The organism is Corynebacterium sp. KPL2895 (assembly GCF_040225815.1).
Classification (GTDB): Bacteria; Actinomycetota; Actinomycetes; order Mycobacteriales; family Mycobacteriaceae; genus Corynebacterium; species Corynebacterium rhinophilum.
The window spans coordinates 55,352-72,527 of record NZ_JBEHFY010000002.1 but is presented as its reverse complement, the minus strand read 5'-3'; the positions used below and the strand labels follow the sequence as shown (position 1 = coordinate 72,527).

Annotated in this window: 15 protein-coding genes and 1 tRNA gene; 7 read left to right on the top strand and 9 right to left on the bottom strand. The window is 61.9% G+C overall.

Annotated features, from left to right (window positions below):
• Nucleotides 1-37: 37 nt before the first annotated feature.
• From ABRP95_RS01330 to ABRP95_RS01320, 3 genes are read right to left on the bottom strand one after another with little or no spacing between them, the layout of a single operon-like run.
• Complete coding sequence (locus ABRP95_RS01330) at nt 38-415, bottom strand: hypothetical protein (protein WP_284769912.1); 378 nt, start codon at nt 413-415, stop codon at nt 38-40.
• The gene (locus ABRP95_RS01325; protein WP_284784664.1) at nt 415-1,284 is read right to left on the bottom strand and encodes a PIG-L family deacetylase; all 870 of its coding nucleotides are present in this window, start codon (nt 1,282-1,284) and stop codon (nt 415-417) included. Before ABRP95_RS01325 ends, ABRP95_RS01330 begins: the two co-directional genes overlap by 1 nt.
• Nucleotides 1,274-2,893, bottom strand: coding sequence for an ABC transporter family substrate-binding protein (locus ABRP95_RS01320; protein WP_284850358.1), 1,620 nt, complete (start codon nt 2,891-2,893; stop codon nt 1,274-1,276). Before ABRP95_RS01320 ends, ABRP95_RS01325 begins: the two co-directional genes overlap by 11 nt.
• An 89-nt stretch (nt 2,894-2,982) precedes the next feature.
• Between ABRP95_RS01320 and ABRP95_RS01315 the strand changes: the two genes are divergently transcribed.
• On the top strand, nt 2,983-3,639 hold the full coding sequence (locus ABRP95_RS01315) for a GOLPH3/VPS74 family protein (protein WP_284850357.1): 657 nt from the start codon (nt 2,983-2,985) through the stop codon (nt 3,637-3,639).
• An 11-nt stretch (nt 3,640-3,650) separates the two neighbouring features.
• Here ABRP95_RS01315 and typA read toward each other — a convergent pair whose 3' ends face one another.
• The gene (typA, locus tag ABRP95_RS01310) at nt 3,651-5,561 is read right to left on the bottom strand and encodes a translational GTPase TypA (RefSeq protein ID WP_284851566.1); all 1,911 of its coding nucleotides are present in this window, start codon (nt 5,559-5,561) and stop codon (nt 3,651-3,653) included.
• 269 nt (nt 5,562-5,830) lie between these two features.
• Between typA and ABRP95_RS01305 the strand changes: the two genes are divergently transcribed.
• The 3 genes from ABRP95_RS01305 to ABRP95_RS01295 are packed head-to-tail and all read left to right on the top strand — an operon-like array spanning nt 5,831 to nt 8,040.
• On the top strand, nt 5,831-6,559 hold the full coding sequence (locus tag ABRP95_RS01305; protein ID WP_284851567.1) for an Rv1157c family protein: 729 nt from the start codon (nt 5,831-5,833) through the stop codon (nt 6,557-6,559).
• Nucleotides 6,559-7,095, top strand: coding sequence for a ribonuclease FAU-1 family protein (locus ABRP95_RS01300; protein WP_284850354.1), 537 nt, complete (start codon nt 6,559-6,561; stop codon nt 7,093-7,095). The genes ABRP95_RS01305 and ABRP95_RS01300 overlap by 1 nt, the downstream gene beginning before the upstream one ends.
• 3 nt (nt 7,096-7,098) lie before the next feature.
• Nucleotides 7,099-8,040 carry a DUF808 domain-containing protein gene (locus tag ABRP95_RS01295; protein ID WP_349838825.1) on the top strand — a complete coding sequence of 314 codons (942 nt, stop codon included), beginning with the start codon at nt 7,099-7,101 and terminating at the stop codon, nt 8,038-8,040.
• Between the two features lies 1 nt (nt 8,041).
• On the opposite strand, the gene zupT is transcribed toward ABRP95_RS01295, so the two are convergent.
• Together zupT and ABRP95_RS01285 are read right to left on the bottom strand one after the other, a co-directional pair.
• A complete protein-coding gene (gene zupT / locus ABRP95_RS01290) occupies nt 8,042-8,839 on the bottom strand; it encodes a zinc transporter ZupT (RefSeq protein WP_284850352.1) in 798 nt (265 codons plus the stop codon).
• 35 nt (nt 8,840-8,874) lie between these two features.
• Entirely contained in the window at nt 8,875-10,791 is a 1,917-nt protein-coding gene (locus ABRP95_RS01285; RefSeq protein WP_502880343.1) for a BCCT family transporter, read from the bottom strand.
• A gap of 252 nt (nt 10,792-11,043) precedes the next feature.
• Between ABRP95_RS01285 and ABRP95_RS01280 the strand changes: the two genes are divergently transcribed.
• Nucleotides 11,044-12,264 (top strand): hypothetical protein, encoded by a 1,221-nt coding sequence (locus tag ABRP95_RS01280; RefSeq protein WP_284850351.1) that lies wholly within the window; start codon nt 11,044-11,046, stop codon nt 12,262-12,264.
• 15 nt (nt 12,265-12,279) lie between these two features.
• On the opposite strand, the gene selB is transcribed toward ABRP95_RS01280, so the two are convergent.
• From selB to ABRP95_RS01265, 3 genes are all read right to left on the bottom strand, one after another.
• A complete protein-coding gene (gene selB, locus ABRP95_RS01275; protein WP_349838824.1) occupies nt 12,280-14,064 on the bottom strand; it encodes a selenocysteine-specific translation elongation factor in 1,785 nt (594 codons plus the stop codon).
• Complete coding sequence (gene selA / locus ABRP95_RS01270; protein ID WP_349838823.1) at nt 14,065-15,393, bottom strand: L-seryl-tRNA(Sec) selenium transferase; 1,329 nt, start codon at nt 15,391-15,393, stop codon at nt 14,065-14,067.
• Between the two features lie 23 nt (nt 15,394-15,416).
• Nucleotides 15,417-15,511: transfer RNA gene (locus ABRP95_RS01265), tRNA-Sec, on the bottom strand.
• A 76-nt stretch (nt 15,512-15,587) separates the two neighbouring features.
• On the opposite strand from ABRP95_RS01265, the gene selD reads away from it, so the two are divergent.
• Together selD and ABRP95_RS01255 are read left to right on the top strand one after the other, a co-directional pair.
• On the top strand, nt 15,588-16,577 hold the full coding sequence (gene selD / locus ABRP95_RS01260; protein WP_284782479.1) for a selenide, water dikinase SelD: 990 nt from the start codon (nt 15,588-15,590) through the stop codon (nt 16,575-16,577).
• Nucleotide 16,578: 1 nt separating this feature from the next.
• Entirely contained in the window at nt 16,579-17,160 is a 582-nt protein-coding gene (locus ABRP95_RS01255; RefSeq protein WP_284782477.1) for a hypothetical protein, read from the top strand.
• The last annotated feature ends 16 nt before the right edge of the window (nt 17,161-17,176 follow it).

Below are 17,176 nucleotides of genomic sequence, written 5' to 3'. Positions count from 1 at the left end.
TCCTGATTTCATGGGTTTGGGGATGAAATATAGTATGTCACTTCTGCTTTAGGAAAGGCCAAACGCCGCCGCCGATTCCGGCCAAAAGCAGGAGCAAGCTGAGAATATTATTGCCCACGATGACATCACCGGTAATCGGAACCAGCAGCATAAGCGCGAAAAATCCCAGGCCCCAGACGATGGTGGGGATGGCCGTGATGTAAGTACGATCACTCCACAGCCGCGCGGTGCGGGTTAGCACCACGTTGAAGGCCGCGGCGATGAGGATGGTGATGGGAAACGCTATGCTCGCACCATCAGCCAGCGGAATCCGGGCGGTGAGGTAAATGACCTCCAGAAATAGCGATAGCAGGGCGCCGAGAGAAAGCCAGATAAGGCCTGTAACCTGCTCGCCGCGGCTAAAATCAGCGCGCATTACAGCTCCCCCAGGAGGTCGGTTGCGGGCTCGCCCCTGCCGAGTTGGAAGTATTCGGCGCGCAGCAAGGGCATAAGCAATCTATTGGACAGGCAGTAGGCCCCAGGCACCGCGGCTGGGTCGTGGACGGCGGCGACGGCGGCCTCGGGGTTGGTGGCGGTGGTGTTGCCATCGGCCAGCCAGATTTGCGTGGCGTGGGCGCGCATGGCGGCGCGTTTGGCGTGGAGGGCGGCATCGTCAAGCGCGAAGGCCAGATCCGTGCCAGCAGTGGTGAAATTATCCAAGTACGCGGCATCGGGTTTGCGCCAGCCCGCGGGCGCGTCGAGGGTCTCAAGGCCGGAGTAATTGGCGGCGCGGTCAAAAATCGCCCACCAGATGCGCGTGCTTGCCGATGCCGCCTTTTCCACCACCCTATGCACCGCCACGTGGTCCGGGTGGTTATAGCCGCCGTCTGGTCCATAGGTCAAGATGGCGTGTGGCTTGAGTACATCTAATTCCGCGCGGAGCAGATCTACCGCCTCATCCAAGCGATTGACCAGCGCGCGGGGGTTGCCGTGGGAGGGCGACCCCACCATGCCGGAATCGTGGAAGTGGCCGAATCCGCCCAGCTGGATGCCCTCTACTCCTAAAGCGGAGAGAGCGCAGGCCAATTCGCGGGCGCGGAAGCCACCGAGCTGATGGTGCTCGGCGAGCCCTTGATAAGGCGCGCCGATGACCTCGCCGTCCTCGCCGAGGGTAAGGGTGATGACCGTGACCTGCGCACCGCGCGCGGCCAGGGTGGCGAGGGTGCCGCCGGTAAAAAGCGTTTCATCATCGGGGTGTGCGTGTACTGCAACTACGCGGTAGCCCGCCAAGTCCTTAGTCCTCATCTATCCTCCAAACTGGCGCTGTGACCAGCCCTTTATCCCAATCATCAATACTTTGGCCGGGGCCTACAATACCCTCCCCTAGCGCGTGCACACGCGTTTCATCTAAGAGCGGGACGTATAACACGTCCTGGGCATTGATCTCGCGGATTCGTCCCAGCGCGGTGGAAGGGCTTATCTTTCCGGAGAGAATGTCCATGCGTGTTTCGGCGGCGTTGTCGGGGCAGAACCCGGAGAGGTCCCCGGCGAGCGGTTGGTCTTCGGCGCAAGTGAAGACATTCGCGGCCGAGAGCGAGGTTAGGGTGATATCCTCCCAAGTCACCACCGCATCAACCTTGCCTTCAGGAAGCAGCTTAGTGGTAATGGTGGTGAGCCGGTCGGTGGTGACCTCAGCAGGGATGCCGTGGGCCTCGAGGACATCGTAAAGCGTATTTGCCGCAGCCAAAGCCGTGGGGCTGGTCGGATCGACGGCGAAGCGGATAGGCTTCTTGCTGGCGCGTTCGCGCAGGGCCGTCAGGTTTGCCTCCCCTGAGACCGGATTATGCCCGGCCTTCAGGTTGGAGGCGCGGCCGGTGGCGAGCCGGGCGACCTGTTCGGTATCGATAAGCGAGGCCACCCCGCGCCGCGCATCCGCATCCTCCAAGGCGCCGTGCTCGGTGGACATGTGCAAGCGCAGCTGGCGCGGGCGGGTAACCGTCTTATCGCTCACATGTCCCAGCAGGCCGAGCGCTTCCTGCGAGGTTTGACCCGGGGTAAAGTCCGCGAACCCAATCTGGCCAGAGCGCAGCATATTGAGCGCCTGGGTACTATCGCGCACCTCGCGCAGCTGGACGACGTCGATATGAGCGGGATCGGCGCCCCAAAAGCGGTCATTGCGGTTGAGCGTGATGACCCCGCGGCTGCGGTCCACGCTATCGACCGAGAAGCGGCCGGCGGAGGCGGGGATGTCATTGGCCAGTACCGAATCAAAATCGGAATTTTGCAGCAGGTGCGAGGGAAGGAGCTGGTTGAAGAGCTGCTTCCAATCCTTAACCCGCTCTGCAAAATCTACCGTGACCACACGCCCGCCATCGGATGTGGTCACCGCGGAAATGGCGCGGTAGCCCGCAGGGTCTTTAACACCTGCGGTCGTGGTCATTTTCTTCCACAAGTAGCTGAAATCCGCGCCGGAAATCGGGGTGCCATCGGACCACTGCGCGGGAGAGGCAATAACGTAGCGCACTCGCTGGGCCACGCCCTCCGGCGCGGTGACCTCCGCGGCAGATTCCAGGACGTCCGTATCCATGCGTCCCCAGTGGAACGTTGAGGGCAAGACTAGCTCCGCAATCTGATCCACGAGCTCGGAGTTATTGGCCACCAGGTGCGGGTTGAGGCCGGCGCGCAGCGGATCGACACCGATGGAAATGGTGGGCCGCGACTTTTCTTCCTCCGCGCGCGGCGGCTCATCGTCCGTCGCGGTCGTCGTTGATGCCGTTTCCTGGGCGGTAGATTCCTGGTCGTCCGAGTCTTCTACCACCGGCGGAGGGCCAGGATTGGCCGAACACCCGCTGACAAACGCGAGGCCGATGGCGGCAGTGGCAGCAAGTGCACGGGCCTTGAGACTATTTTTCATCGCGGACTACTTTAGTACCTTCTTCCCGCCACACGAAGATTCTGCGCGCTAAACTCGTACGAAATCACCATTGAAGGGATCTCCTCACCATGCTCATCTGCCAAGAAATGTTCCTCCTGCTTACCAAGGACAACGGTAAAAAGGAGGTGCTATCCAATAACGAGACCGCCCTGCGCGCCGGCCTTTTTAGCGATTTGCTCCTGTACGAAGCAGTTGCCATAACTGCAAAGAATAAGGTGCACGCCACGGACAAAAAGCCAGAGCACCCGGTGCTTTCTTGGGCATGGGATAGCCTGCACGAGCACCGGACCTGCTCGGTCAAGACACTGCTGCAGGCGGGGTGGTTCTCCCCGCGCGAGAAGATTGCCCAGGATTTTCAGGACCGCGGCCAATTGGAGATTGAGGATGCCGCGTGGTGGCAGCTGGGCGGCGACCGTTACATCATGACGGACACGGCGCTAGAAGATGAGGTGCGCGAGAGGCTCGCGGCGGTGCTTAACGGCTCCCAAGCCCCTAGCGCCAAAGACGTGCTTATCTTGGATATTCTCCGCGAGATTAAAGGGGCCTATCCCCTGCTCAAGGAGGATGCGCCCGAAATGAAACGCCGGGAGATGCGCAAACGCATCAAAGAATTAAAGCAACAGGTGGAATACGACGATGCCGCCGCCTCTGCGGTAAAAACCATACTGCAGGAGACGACGGCGATTATCGCGGCGGCTGCGGCATCAACCGCAGCCACCACTTAGATCGAGGCAGATTACTTCTTCATCTGCTTAGCGCGGGAAGCGGCGCGCTTGCGGTCGGTGGCGGAAAGCTCCAGCTTGCGCACGCGCAGCACATCTGGGGCTACCTCGACGCACTCGTCGTTGCCACAGAATTCCAGTGCCTCTTCCAGCGAGAGCGTGTGGGCCTTGGCCAGGGTGACCGTGGCGTCTGCGGTGGCAGAGCGCATATTGGTCAGCTTCTTTTCCTTGGTGATGTTGATGTCAATATCCTCATCGCGGTTATTGGCACCCACGACCATGCCTTCGTAGGCCTCGGCGCCTGGCTCGACGAAGAAGTTGCCGCGGTCAGCCAGCTGCATCAGTGCGTACTGGGTGATCTGGCCGCTACGGTCAGCCACCAAGGAGCCGGTGGCGCGGGACTTAATCTCGCCGGCCCAGACATCGATGCCATCGGAGATGGAGTTGGCGATGCCGGCACCGCGGGTCTCGGTCATGAACTGGGTACGGAAACCGATGAGGCCACGGGCGGGAACGCGGAAGATCATGCGCACCCAGTCGCCTTCGCGCACGTCCATGGACTGCATCTGGCCCTTGCGGGAGGCCAGCAGCTGGGTGATGGCACCCTGGTGCTCTGACGGGGAGTCAATGGTGAGGATCTCATAGGGCTCATAGGTCTTGCCATCGATCTGCTGGGTAACTACCTGCGGCTTACCAATGGTCAGCTCGAAGCCCTCGCGGCGCATGGACTCGATGAGCACGGAGAGAGCCATCTCGCCGCGGCCCTGGACCTCCCAGGTATCGGGGCGCTCGGTGGGCAGCACGCGCAGGGAGACGTTACCGATAAGCTCCTGCTCCAGGCGGGCCTTAACCATGCGGGCGGTCAGCTTGGTGCCGCCGCCGCGGCCTGCCATCGGCGAGGTGTTCACACCGATGGTCATGGAGATGGCCGGCTCATCAACGGTGATGCGCGGCAGGGCCTCTGGGTTTTCTGGATCGGCGATGGTGTCACCAATCATGACATCGGAGATACCAGAGATGGCGACGATATCGCCGGCGATGGCCTCTTCGGCCGGCTGGCGCTCGAAGCCGACGGTGCGCAGCAGCTCGGCAACCTTGACGGTCTTGGTGTGTTGGTTGCCCTCATCGTCGTAGTGAATCCAGGCCACCTGCTGGCCCTTCTTGATGCGGCCGGCGTAGATGCGCAGCAGCGCAATACGGCCGAGGAAGTCGGAAGCGTCAAGGTTGGTAACGTGCGCCTGCAGCGGGGCATCGACGGTAGCGGAGGGCTCGGGCAGGACGTTGTAGATGACATCGAACAGCGCCTGCAGGTCCTCGCTATCGGGAACGTTGCCATCGCCCGGGTTCTCGGTGGAAGCAACGCCGGCGCGGCCGGAGGCGTACAGAACCGGGAGATCGAGTAGCTCTTCAGCAGCGGCAGCGGCTTCCTCATCCTCGAGGCCAGCGGCGATTTCCAGCAGCAGGTCTTGGGACTCGGTGACAACCTCGTCGATGCGGGCATCGGGGCGGTCGGTCTTGTTCACACAGACGATGACCGGCAGCTTGGCCTCCAGCGCCTTGGTCAAGACGAAGCGGGTCTGTGGGAGGGGGCCCTCAGAGGCATCGACAAGCAGCACGACACCGTCCACCATGGAAATGCCGCGCTCAACCTCGCCGCCGAAGTCGGCGTGGCCCGGGGTGTCGATGACGTTAATGATGAGGTCTGCGCCGTCTTTGCCCAGACCCTGGCGGCGGATGGCCGTGTTCTTGGCCAAAATGGTAATGCCGCGCTCGCGCTCCTGATCGTTGGAGTCCATGACGCGGTCCGTGTGCTCACCGTGTTCGCCAAAAGCACCGGACTGCTCCAGCATGCCGTTGACCAACGTGGTCTTGCCATGGTCAACGTGCGCGACAATGGCAACATTACGGAACTCGGTATTACTCACTAGTTGGGTTCTCCTTCGGAGGATCTACAAGCGCTGGTGCGCGAGAAATGTTCTTGAACGACGTCCTACGATACCCCCTAACAGGGCATAGTGCAGCATTGGGGAGCCAAGACGCGACCTATGCCACCCCGTAACGCCTCGCGTGCCTGAAACGACCTAGTACTTGACACTTCCCAGCGGATAACTATCGTTACTAGAGTTATTACTGTTACTGCTGTGACCAATGGGGCTATACTACTTTCCCCGCGAGACAATAAGGACCTGATACCGTGAGCCACGCCCAAACTTCTTGGCGCCTAAGCGGCCGCACCGGCTACATCGCCGCTGCCACCGCTGCGCTTATTGGCCTCGCCTCTCCCCTGGTAGCGCCCGCACAGGCCTTCGCCCCAGATCTTTCCTCACTGGCACAGCAGCACATGCCCGCCAGCCCCTTGGATGAGCTCGGCCGCCCTACCCCTGAAACCCAGGACCGCGTGCGCGCCTTTGCTGCGCAGCCGTGGATCCCCGAAGACGCCCGCAATACGATCTTGTCCGCCTTGGACTTCTTCGCCGGCACCGGCGACGGTGGTGGCGGTGTGCCCATGCCGCAGGGCGATAACCCGTACTTCCGGCAGTTTTATTGGCCCACCGTCTCCGCGAACTGCATCGGCGGCACCAACGCCGCCACCGGCTCTGGCATCGCGGTACCTGGCCCTACAGAAATTCCCGCCCCCGGCGCCGGCGAGGGCGAAACCGTCTTCCTCTTTACCGCCTTGGGCACCCCACCGGCAGCACCGGACCAAGGAGGCATGAACGTGCAGTGGTTTAATATCAATACCCTGCAAAGCGGCATTACCCCGCTGCACAATAACGGCATCAACCAGGATGGGCCCACAACGCTTTCTGGCACGGCCCACACAGGCAAGGGCCTAGTCATCGCGCTGCTCTCCGGTTCCGTTAATACCACCGAGGCACGCTGCGATTTCGTCCCCACCGCCGCCTTCCTAGAGGTGAAGTAATGGCCGTTGATCTCCACCCAGTCAAGCGGGAGACCTTTAATACTGCGGCCTTCACCAATACCGATCCCAAGGGCTACCTGCGCCAAGTCGATACCTATACCGAAACCGAGTTTGGCTTGTATATGGCACGCGGTGCCGATCACCCGCGTTTTGGCTACCTCGAATCATGGCTGCTGCCAAGCCTCAACCTGCGCGCGAATATCTTCCACTTCCGCCCCGGCGTCGAGGTAGAGCAGGACTTTTATATCGACGTCGCCGAAATCCAGCGCCAAGGCAATGAGTGGACCACCCGCGATCTCTACGTCGATTTAGTCACCACCACCGGCGAGCCCATCACTGTCCTCGACATCGACGAGCTCTCCGCAGCGACGTCCGCTGGCCTCATTTCCGCCGAGGACGCCGAACTCGCCATCGACACCACCCTGAACGCGGTCGAGGGAATTACCCGCCACGGCGACGACGCAATGGCCTGGCTTGCCCACCACGGCATAGACTTGTCTTGGTCAGAAAACGTCACTTTAGCCCCCGAAGGATAAGCCATGGCCGGTGGCCTTTTTGCCCTGCTTGACGATGTCGTTTTAATAGCCCGCGCCGCCGCCTCCAGCGTCGACGATGTGGCCGCCTTAGGCGGCAAGACATCTATGAAGTCTCTCGGCGTCGTCGTCGATGATGCCGCAGTGACCCCACAATACGTCGAGGGCATAAAACCGCAGCGCGAGCTGCCGATGATCTGGCGTATCACCAAGGGTTCGCTCATCAACAAGCTCGTCATCATTTTGCCGATTGCGATGATCCTGTCTTGGATTGCGCCGTGGGCGCTCACGCCCATCTTGATGTGCGGCGGTACCTATTTATGCTTCGAAGGCGCGGAAAAGATCCTCTCCTTCTTCCACTCCTCCCCTAGCGAGGCCACCGATACCGTCCAGAACAAGGGCCCAGAGGCCGAAGATAGCCTGGTGAAGTCCGCCATTACCACCGACCTCATCCTGTCTGCTGAGATCATGGTGATTTCCTTAAATGAGGTCATCGATCAACCCTTCTGGCTGCGCCTCGGTGCGCTTATCGCCGTCGGTATCATCTTGACCTTGGGCGTCTATGGCGCCGTGGGATTGCTGGTCAAGATGGATGACATTGGCCTGGCCTTAACCCGGCGCCGCGATGGCAATTCCCTGCTAGGCAATACCTTGGTCAAGGGCATGCCCATCGTGTTGGACATCATCGGCATCATCGGTACAGCCGCCATGTTGTGGGTAGGCGGACATATCGTCACCTCGGGACTCCACGAATTCGGAGTAGACCAGCCGCACGGGTTTATCGAGGCTGCCACTGAACATATCCACAATGGCGCGCTGAGCTGGCTGGCCGAAACCGGCCTGTCCATGGTGTGCGGGCTCATCCTCGGACTTGTCATCGCCAGCATCGTCATGGCCGTCAAAGCCTCGACCGGCTCACCGTCTGCCACCTCGGCAGCGCAGCACTAATTTACATAAACAGCATGAGCGATACCGCCATAATGGCCATACCGGCGATAAGGCCGTAGATGGCGTAGTGGTGTTCACCAGTTTCTTCCGCGGTGGGAAGCAGCTCATCCAGGGAGATAAACACCATGATGCCGGCTACGGCGGCAAAGCTAATGCCCATGGTGGCCGGCCCCAATACCGGTAAGAGCAGACCAAAGCCGATGAGTGCGCCCAGCGGTTCAGCCAGCCCGGAAAGCGTAGCCCACCAAAAGGCCTTCTTGCGCGAGCCGGTCGCCTCCCGCAGCGGCACCGCGACGGCGATGCCTTCCGGGATATTATGGATGGCAATCGCCACTGCCACCGGAACAGCAATCTCCTTAGACTCCAGGCCGGCTAAGAAGGTGGCAAAGCCCTCCGGGAAATTGTGCAAGCCCAGCGCTACCGCGGTAAATACGCCCGTCTTCATCAACCTGCCGCGCCGGGCATCTTCTTCCGTCGTGCCCGGTTCGTGCGGGTTGATCTCTTCTGGCACTATCCGGTCAATAATCGCGATGACCGCAACGCCAGCGAAGAAGGCTCCTACCGCGGCCCAGGTGCCGGGTTTTTCGCCGCCGAGGGCATCGCTAAGTTGCGCTATGCCCTCCGGCAGGATTTCCATGAAGGAGACATAGAGCATCACACCCGCCGAAAGCCCCAGGGCCGCGGCCATAAACGCGGGCCCTGGCTGGCGCTTTCCCACCGCCAATGCCCCGCCGATGGAGGTGGACAGGCCCGAGAGCAGGACCAGTCCAAAGGCGAAGGCGAACGTGGACAAGGTCATAGTCTGTGACTGTACCTGACAATAATTATCAAGCCTTAATGGGAAGGCGGGGTCTGTGCATCGTCTTCGCCGGAGCCGGATACGAACTCGCCATCGGCCACCGAAGGATCATCTTCCACGTAACGGCCAGCTTCGTAGTCATAACCAATGGCATGGCCTTCCTCATCGGTGCGCGCGTACCACTCCGTGACCTCTGCGGCGGTGGAGTTAAACTTGCCGCCGGTGGCGTAATCGGAATCTCCCGTTGTGGGCTCGATAGACAGGGCAAAATTATCGCCGTAATCACGCACGCCGTGGATGACAGCATTGGAGACGGCCTGGTGCTCGTAATAGTGGCGGATCGATGCTGGATCATGGCGCAGTTCTCTAATGAGGGCAATGCACATCAGCGAGATGATGACGGCAAAAGGAAGCGCCGTAATGGTGATTAGGTTTTGCAGGCCTTGCAGCGCGTTTTTGCCGCCGGACATGAGGATAACCACGGCGATGCCCGCCATACAGAGCACCCAAAAGACAGTAACAGTGGCTTTCGGCTGCGGGTTGCCGCGCTGGGTGAGCTGGGAATTGACCAGCGAGGCCGAGTCCGCGGTGGTGATGAAAAATACCACTAGCATGACGATGACCAGCGGGGCCATCCAATTGGATCCGGGGAAATGGTCCAAGACGTTGAAGAAGATGTCTTCGGCCGCCGGCATGGAATCGATGGTGCCATCGGGGGCGATATCGCCATCGCGGCGCTGCAGCCAAATGGTGGTGCCGCCCAAGATGGTGAATGCTGCGATGATGATAGCAGAAGGAATAAACAGCACGCCAAGGACGAATTGGCGGATGGTGCGCCCGCGGGAAATCTTGGCCACGAATACGCCAACGAACGGCGACCACGATACCCACCACGCCCAGTAGAACGTGGTCCACGAGGATAGGAAGGAGACCATATCTTCGCCCTCTCCCATGTTGGCGGACAACATTTCGGGAGTGTTGTCGAGGTACTCAATAATGACCGCGGGCATCATATTGGCCAGGAGAGCAGTCGGTCCGATGACGAAGAAGAAGATCGCGATACCCAGCGCCAATGCCAGGTTGATATTGGATAGCCACCGCACGCCCTTAGCTACACCAGACACGGCGGAAAAGATGGTGCCGATGGAAAGCACGACAATGATGACCAAGGCTGCGGTATTGCCAGTGGTAGACCAACCGCTGACGATTTCCACTCCGCGGCCGATCTGTAGCGCGCCAATTCCCAAAATGGCCGCGGTACCAAAGAGGGTGGCGATGATCGCCAGGCCATCGATAATGCGCGCCGGTGTGGAATCGGTGGAGCGGTTGCCAAAAAGCGGCATCAAGATGGAGCTCATGAGGGGTACGCGACCGCGGCGGAAGGACACATAGGCCACGCACAGCCCGACGATGGCGTAGATGGCCCACGCATTAAGGCCCCAGTGCATGGCCGATTGGGCGAGCGCGCCGAGCACCGCTTCATCGCTGGCGGCTTCATAGGCGCCTGGGCGCGGTGAGAGATAATGAGTGAGCGGTTCGTAGGGTCCGAAGAAGATAAGCCCGATGCCGATGCCCGCACCAAAGAGCATGGCGGCCCAGCTAATCGTGGAAAACTCCGGCTTTTCACCATCCACGCCGAGTGGGATTTTTCCGTATTTGGAAAAGGCGAGGATCAACAGCAGGAACATCAGGCAGGTGGCCAGTGCAGTAAAGATCCAGCCTAGGTTGCGCATGACCCAGTCCAGGGCGATGGAGGAGGTATTAAAAACCTGTTCGGGAGCGAGCACGCCCCATATTACGAAGGCGATAACGAGTCCACCGACGACGCCCAGGATGGTCTTATCCACGCTGTATTTAACCTTCTGGTCCTCAATGGACACGCCAGGAACCAAGGCAGGGTGAATATTGTGCGGGTAGATGATGTCGTGCAGTATGCGTTGTGCGCCGCGCACGCGCTTTTGACTTTCTTCCGTATTATTAACGTTCTCCAGCCCACTGGTGGTTCCGTTATCGGGCCGGGACGATGAATTAGATGACAAAGCCCTACTCCTATTTCATTATTCACTATTCAACTTGTGGGAATTATTAACACGTTAACGAACAATGCCGAAAACCACCGGCTAAGCAATGTTTTACCCCCACATGCGTAAAATGAAACCCGTACGTTACGCCCCGCTTTGAAGCTTTGGAGTTACTGTCTTCCTATGGTGCCTTACCCGCTTGCTACCAGCTACTTCGGTGTTGAACACGTCGCTATATTGGAACATGTTATCTCCGGCACGGTGCTCAGCATCCCTGGTATGGGTAGTCAGCCCGCGCTTATCGATGTCTCTCTAGAGCCCGATACCTACTCCAACGGCTGGCGGGTGCGTTCGGAGTTTGGCTTCATCGGGTTTCTCGATGAGGTAGAGGCAGCCGAATACCCGGACCTGCACCGGTTGAAGGCATCGCAAGCCACCCCGCAGACAGTAGCCACGGTCGGCATTGTTGAGGGCGAACTCGAGGTTGCCGTCTCCCTCGGGCTGTGGCCGTGGATGGTGCCGGTCAATGACCAGCCGGCCGAATCGGCGTTGCTCGCCGGCGGCCACGGTGCAGTCGTTGATACTGCGGCGGGCGACCTGACCGAGTCGCAGCTATCTCACTTTGAAACGCAGCAGTTCTTTGTCACACTCAAAGTCATCGATGATGCCGTCGTGGCCGCCTGCGGCGATACTGTGCTCGGCCCGTGCGGCGCGTTGAGCCAGTTGCCTGGCCTGCGCACCGCGTATGCGGCGGCGCAAGAAGCCGGTACCACGATGGCCGCCCGTGCGTATAGCGCCGGTGGGATGATCGCGGTCGATATCCCCGCAGCGGATTCCCCAGATAGCGAATTATTCTCCCCGGCGGTGCCACCCCTGCGGGTGCCGTCTGGCCGCACCGCGCTTCCTGGTGCCACTACGTCCCACCGGGCCACCCCAGCTCCGCCCGAGGAGTGGGAGTTCGCGCTGGAGTCCGCTGACATCGCCGGCGATCTTCCCACAGGCACGCGGCGCCCGGTCAGTCCCAATACCGACGCGGCCACGGCAACCACAGGTTCTGCAGAAGCCCCGCCCGCGACGCCCAGCGCTACCTCGGAGAACGGCGCTGCCGCAGAGGACAGTGCTGCCCCAGAGGACGGCGCCACGGTAGGCATAGACAAAGAAGAAAAGGCATCTCCCACCCCGCCGGCGCCTCGTGCTCGCGACAACGATGAGGCCGCAGCACCACCCGCTAGCAGTGGCTTGGCCGACTTGGTCTCATCCATGCCGGGCTCACAAAACCTGAGCTGGCGCGCACTTCCCGTCGCGGAGGAACCGGGCCGTTTTTCTTCCGAATCCGCCCGCGTGCGTGCCCGGCGCGTGGCGCGCGAGCAGTCCCGCCCGCGCGGCGGCAATCACCGCAAATAGGTCGGCCGCACTTGCTTAGCGCAGTGTGCGCTTGCCGCCTTCGCCGCGGCGGGTAATGCCGTGGGCATCGAGGTATTCCAGCAGCGGGATGGCCACCCGGCGGGTGGTCCCTAGCGCTTGGCGGGCGGCGGACAGGGTGAAGGGCTGCTCGAGTTGTGAGAGGCGCTCCCGCGCCTTGCCCGGCGCGTCCGGTAAGAGGATGATCCCGTCTTTCAGGCGTAATAGGCGCCCGGCGCGCTCGGCGGCGGCCAGTTCTTTCTCGCTCAGCCCCAGCTCTTTAAGCTCGTGCACCTCCGGTGCGGCGAAGGGCTCCTTTTCTAACATGCGCTCTAATTCGGCCACGGCGGACTCGGCGGCGCCAAGATCCACGGTGTGGCCCGGCAGGCGGATAAGGCCTTCGGATTCTTCCGCGTGGGCAGCGGCCACCGCTAGGCGCAGCAGCCCCTCTTCCTTAAGTCCCAAGGCATCGAGTGCCGCCTTGCGCGGCATGCCCGGTGCGAGCGGATTGGCCGCGGCGTGCTCCTGCAGCGCGGTAGTCAGCGCTTCTTTCCAGCGCGTTACCTGGCGGGCGGCAATCCACCACTGTTGAAAGTTAATGATGCCCGACGGCGTGGCATCGGTGTCATAACCATCGAGTTCCAGGTCCGCGCGCCGGGCATAGCCCACACGCTGCAGGTAGGAGGAAGGATTGCGGAAAGAGGTGTGCTCCGCCAATGCCTCGGCACGCTTGCGGGCGGCACCGCGGCGGTCTAGCTCCGGCGGGCGCACGTCGATGACCTCCACGCCGGCGCTGACATGGCGACCACCGGGGCTGCGGACGACAAGGCGATCCAGGATGATCAGCGGCATAGCGCGCGATAGGCGCAGGCGGGCGAAATCCGCTGACAGCGGCCGCAAGTCTGCTTCTACCCCCGCGGTCCCGCAGTGGACCACGAGGTTATCGGGCAATTCATCAAGTGCGGTGCCAAAGGTGCGGTGGACGTCTACGGTATCGATAGCGCGCCACGCACCTGAGGTAAGCAGCAGGTCACCGCGGTGGATATCGGCGGCACCGACCCCGCGCAGGTTGACCGCGGCACGTGTTACGGGGCCCAGGGGTTCCTGCGCGGTATTTTCGCTGTGCAGGCCGCGGATCTCCACGCGGTTGTCCCCTGCCGCGGTGGAAAGAACCAGGGAATCGCCGGTGCGCAGCGTGCCGGCGCTGAGCGTCCCGGTCACCACGGTTCCCGCGCCCTTGACGCTAAAGGCACGATCGATCCACAGCCGCACCGGGGCATCTATCGCGGGGGCGGGCACGCGGGCCACCAGTTCATCGAGCGCCGCACCCAGTTCCGCCAGGCCTTCGCCGGTGTGGGAGGAGACGGGGATAATGGGGGCATCGGCAAGCGGCGTGGCAGAAAACTGCGTGCGCACTTGAGCGGCGACCTCCGCGCGGCGCTTTTCATCGGCGCGGTCGCTGCGGGTCAGGGCGATAATCCCGTGCTCGATACCCAGCGCGTGCAGCGCATCGCGGTGGTCGGTGGATTGGGCCTGCCAGCCCTCGTCCGCGGCAACCACGAAGAGCACCACGGAGGCCGGGCCTACACCGGCGAGCATATTGCCAAAGAACTTTTCGTGGCCGGGGACATCGACAAACGCCACGTCCGCACCAGAGGGCAGCGCCGTCCACACAAAGCCCAGGTCAATAGTGAGCCCGCGGCGCTTTTCTTCGGCCCACCTATCCGGATCCATATCCGTTAAGGCGCGCACCAGGCTGGATTTGCCGTGATCCACGTGGCCGGCGGTCGCGATAACGTACATCTACATCACCGCCCGGATGGCCGCGATGAGAACCTCATCCTGGGTCTCGGGCACGCAGCGCACGTCGATGAGGCAGCGGCCCTGGTGCTGGCGCGCCACCACCGGCGGGGTGTGCTGGCGCAGCTTTGGTGCCAGTTCCTCCGGCAGGGATACCGCAACGCCGGGCAGCGGGTACTCGGGGGCTCCTCCCCCGCCCACGCGGCCTGCGTGGTCGACAACCTCGCCGCCCACCGCCGCGGCGATGGCCTCGGTGCGCGCGCGGTGGCACGCCGGGTCAAGGTGGAGCGCCTGCTGCACCGCATTGGCAGGCGTTGTGATCGCTGCTTCTAAGGCATTGAGCCGCAGCTTATCGATGCGCACCGCCCGCGCCAACGGGTGCTTCTTCACCGCCGCAATCGCGCCCTTAGTGCCCAACAGGATCCCGGCCTGCGGCCCGCCCAACAGCTTATCGCCCGAGGCGATGACAATATCCGCCCCGGCCTTGAGCTGCGCGTGAATATCGGGCTCGTCTGGCAGGACCGGATCATGGGTGAGCAAGCCTGAGCCGAGATCCACGATAAGGTTCGTGTCTTGTTTCTTCGCCAGCTGCGCCAACTCGCCCACGCCCACAGAGGAGCTAAAACCTTCAATCCGAAAATTGGACGGGTGCACCTTCAAAATCGCGCCGGTCTCCTCCCCCAGCGCGCGTTCATAATCGTTAAGGTGCGTCCGGTTGGTCGCGCCTACCTCCCGCAGGCGCGTCGCGGTGGATTCAATCAGCTCCGGTAGGCGGAACCCCGCGCCGATTTCAATGAGCTCGCCGCGCGAGATGATGATCTCCTTGCCCGGGGCCAACGCGGCCGTGGCCAGCAATAGGGCCGCCGCACCGTTATTGACCACCAGTGCATCCTCCGCGCCGGGGCAGGCCGCCAATAGGGCCTGGGTGGCACCGGCGCCGCGCCGGGACGAGCGCCGCCCGGTGTCTAAGTCCATTTCCACGTCGGTATATCCGGCCGCGTCCTGCAGCGCGGCTATCGCAGCCTCTGGCAGCGGGGCGCGGCCCAAGTTTGTATGGATGATGACGCCGGTGGCGTTGATGACCGGCTGCAAGGAATGGGTGCTGTGGTCAGCCAGCCTTCGCGCTATTTCTTCTTCTACGCCGGTAACGGGCACCTCCCCGCGCCGGGCGGCGGACAGCACTCCTTTAATCGTTGCGCGGACGGCGTGTTCTGCGATTATCTCCCGCGCGCTTTCTACTGCGGGGAGCCGCAAAAGCTCATCCATGCGGGGTAAATTCCGGCGGGGATCACGGGCATTATTCGCGGGGCGACCAGCGTGATGGCTCGGCACTCGTTTTCCTCCTTGCGCGCGTATGGCGGAGACGGACAGGAATCGAACCTGCCAGACCGAGATGCTCGGCCTCACCGGTTTTGAAGACCGGGGCGCCCACCAGGACACGTACGCCTCCGCCTGGCTACTTTACAGATCCCCCGCGCACCCCACCGCCGCCGCCCCACCACTTTCCGGCGGGTAAAATGACCAGCATGACCGAGCAGATTAATTTAACCTCTTTCGCCGCCGGTGGCGGCTGCGCCTGCAAGATTCCCGCCGGGGAATTGGAATCGGCGGTAGAAGGGCTCATCGGTAAGGCCGATCCCAATGTCCTGGTCGGCCTCGACGATGGCGATGATGCTGCAGCAGTCAAGATCGACAACGGCCTCGCCGTGATTTCCACCGCGGACTTTTTCACCCCCATGGTCAATGATCCCTATACCTGGGGCCAGATCGCCGCAGCCAATGCGCTATCCGATGTCTACGCTATGGGTGGCACCCCCATTACCGCCATCAACCTCGTGGGCTGGCCCAATGAAAAGCTTGGGTTGGACGTCCTGCGCGAGGTGCTGCGCGGCGGCATGGATAAAGCCACCGAGGCGGGCATTTCCATTACCGGCGGCCACTCTATTACCGCCCCAGAGCCGCTGTACGGCATGGCGGCGACGGGCATCGGCGATCCCGAAAAACTCATGCGCAACGATGCCGCGGAGGCCGGCCTGCCCATTACGCTGACCAAGCCCATCGGCGTGGGCATTTTGAATAATAAGCACAAGGCCACCGGCGAGGTATCCCAAGCAGCCATCGATTCCATGACCGCGCTCAACCGCCAGGCCGCCCAGGATGCGGTTGCCGCCGGTGCGCGCGCGGCCACCGATGTCACTGGCTTCGGGTTACTGGGCCACCTGTACAAGATGTGCCGCGCCTCCGGGGTGTCGGCCGAGCTGGACCTTTCCGCCGTGCCCACCGTGGACGGTGCCACCGATGCCCTCGCGGAAGGCTTTATCCCGGGCGGCTCCCGCCGCAACCTGGATTGGGTGCGCCCGCACCTGCAGCCCTCCTCCCTTACGGAAGAAGAGCTAGTGCTGCTTGCCGATGCCCAAACCTCCGGTGGCCTCCTCATCATCGGCGAAGTCCCGGGCTACCCCGTTATTGGTCGCACGACGCCGCTATCTAACGATTCCTACATCACCATTTCCTAAGATGAACCACCGCCTTTTTAGCCTGCCCCTTGCCACCCTCGCCCTCGGTGCGGGCCTTGTCGCCTGCGCCGACGGGAGCACCAACCGCGGCTGCTCACCCATCGAATTATCGGAGCTGCGTACTTCCCTGCCCGACACCCTCATCGGCGCTAACCAGGAACCCGATTCCACCAGCGATGAGAATGACTCCTTCTCCGTGCTCTACGGCGGCGACTCGCCGGAGAAGGTTAGCGTACTGGGCACGAAATACGAGTCCGATAACGAGGTCGTATGCCCTGATGACCCAGATGCGGCGGCAGAGCGCTACTTGGAACTGGTCAATGAGGACATCGATAAGCAAAATGCCGCCCAAGGCCGCGCGGGAAATGAGTACAAGCCATTCGATTTCACCGCAGCGGACCGGCATTTTTATTGCTCGGCCTGGGAGGTCGAGGATGCCATCTCGACCACCTGCGTGACCACGGTCCATGACGCGGCGGTCAACTACTATCTCCACCGCGATTCCGAGTCCTTAGAGGCGGAGCAATCGCGCATGCAGGAGATCGGCGAAGAGCTCGCCGATTCCTTCGCCAACCTCGACTAAACCTGGCTGGCCCTGC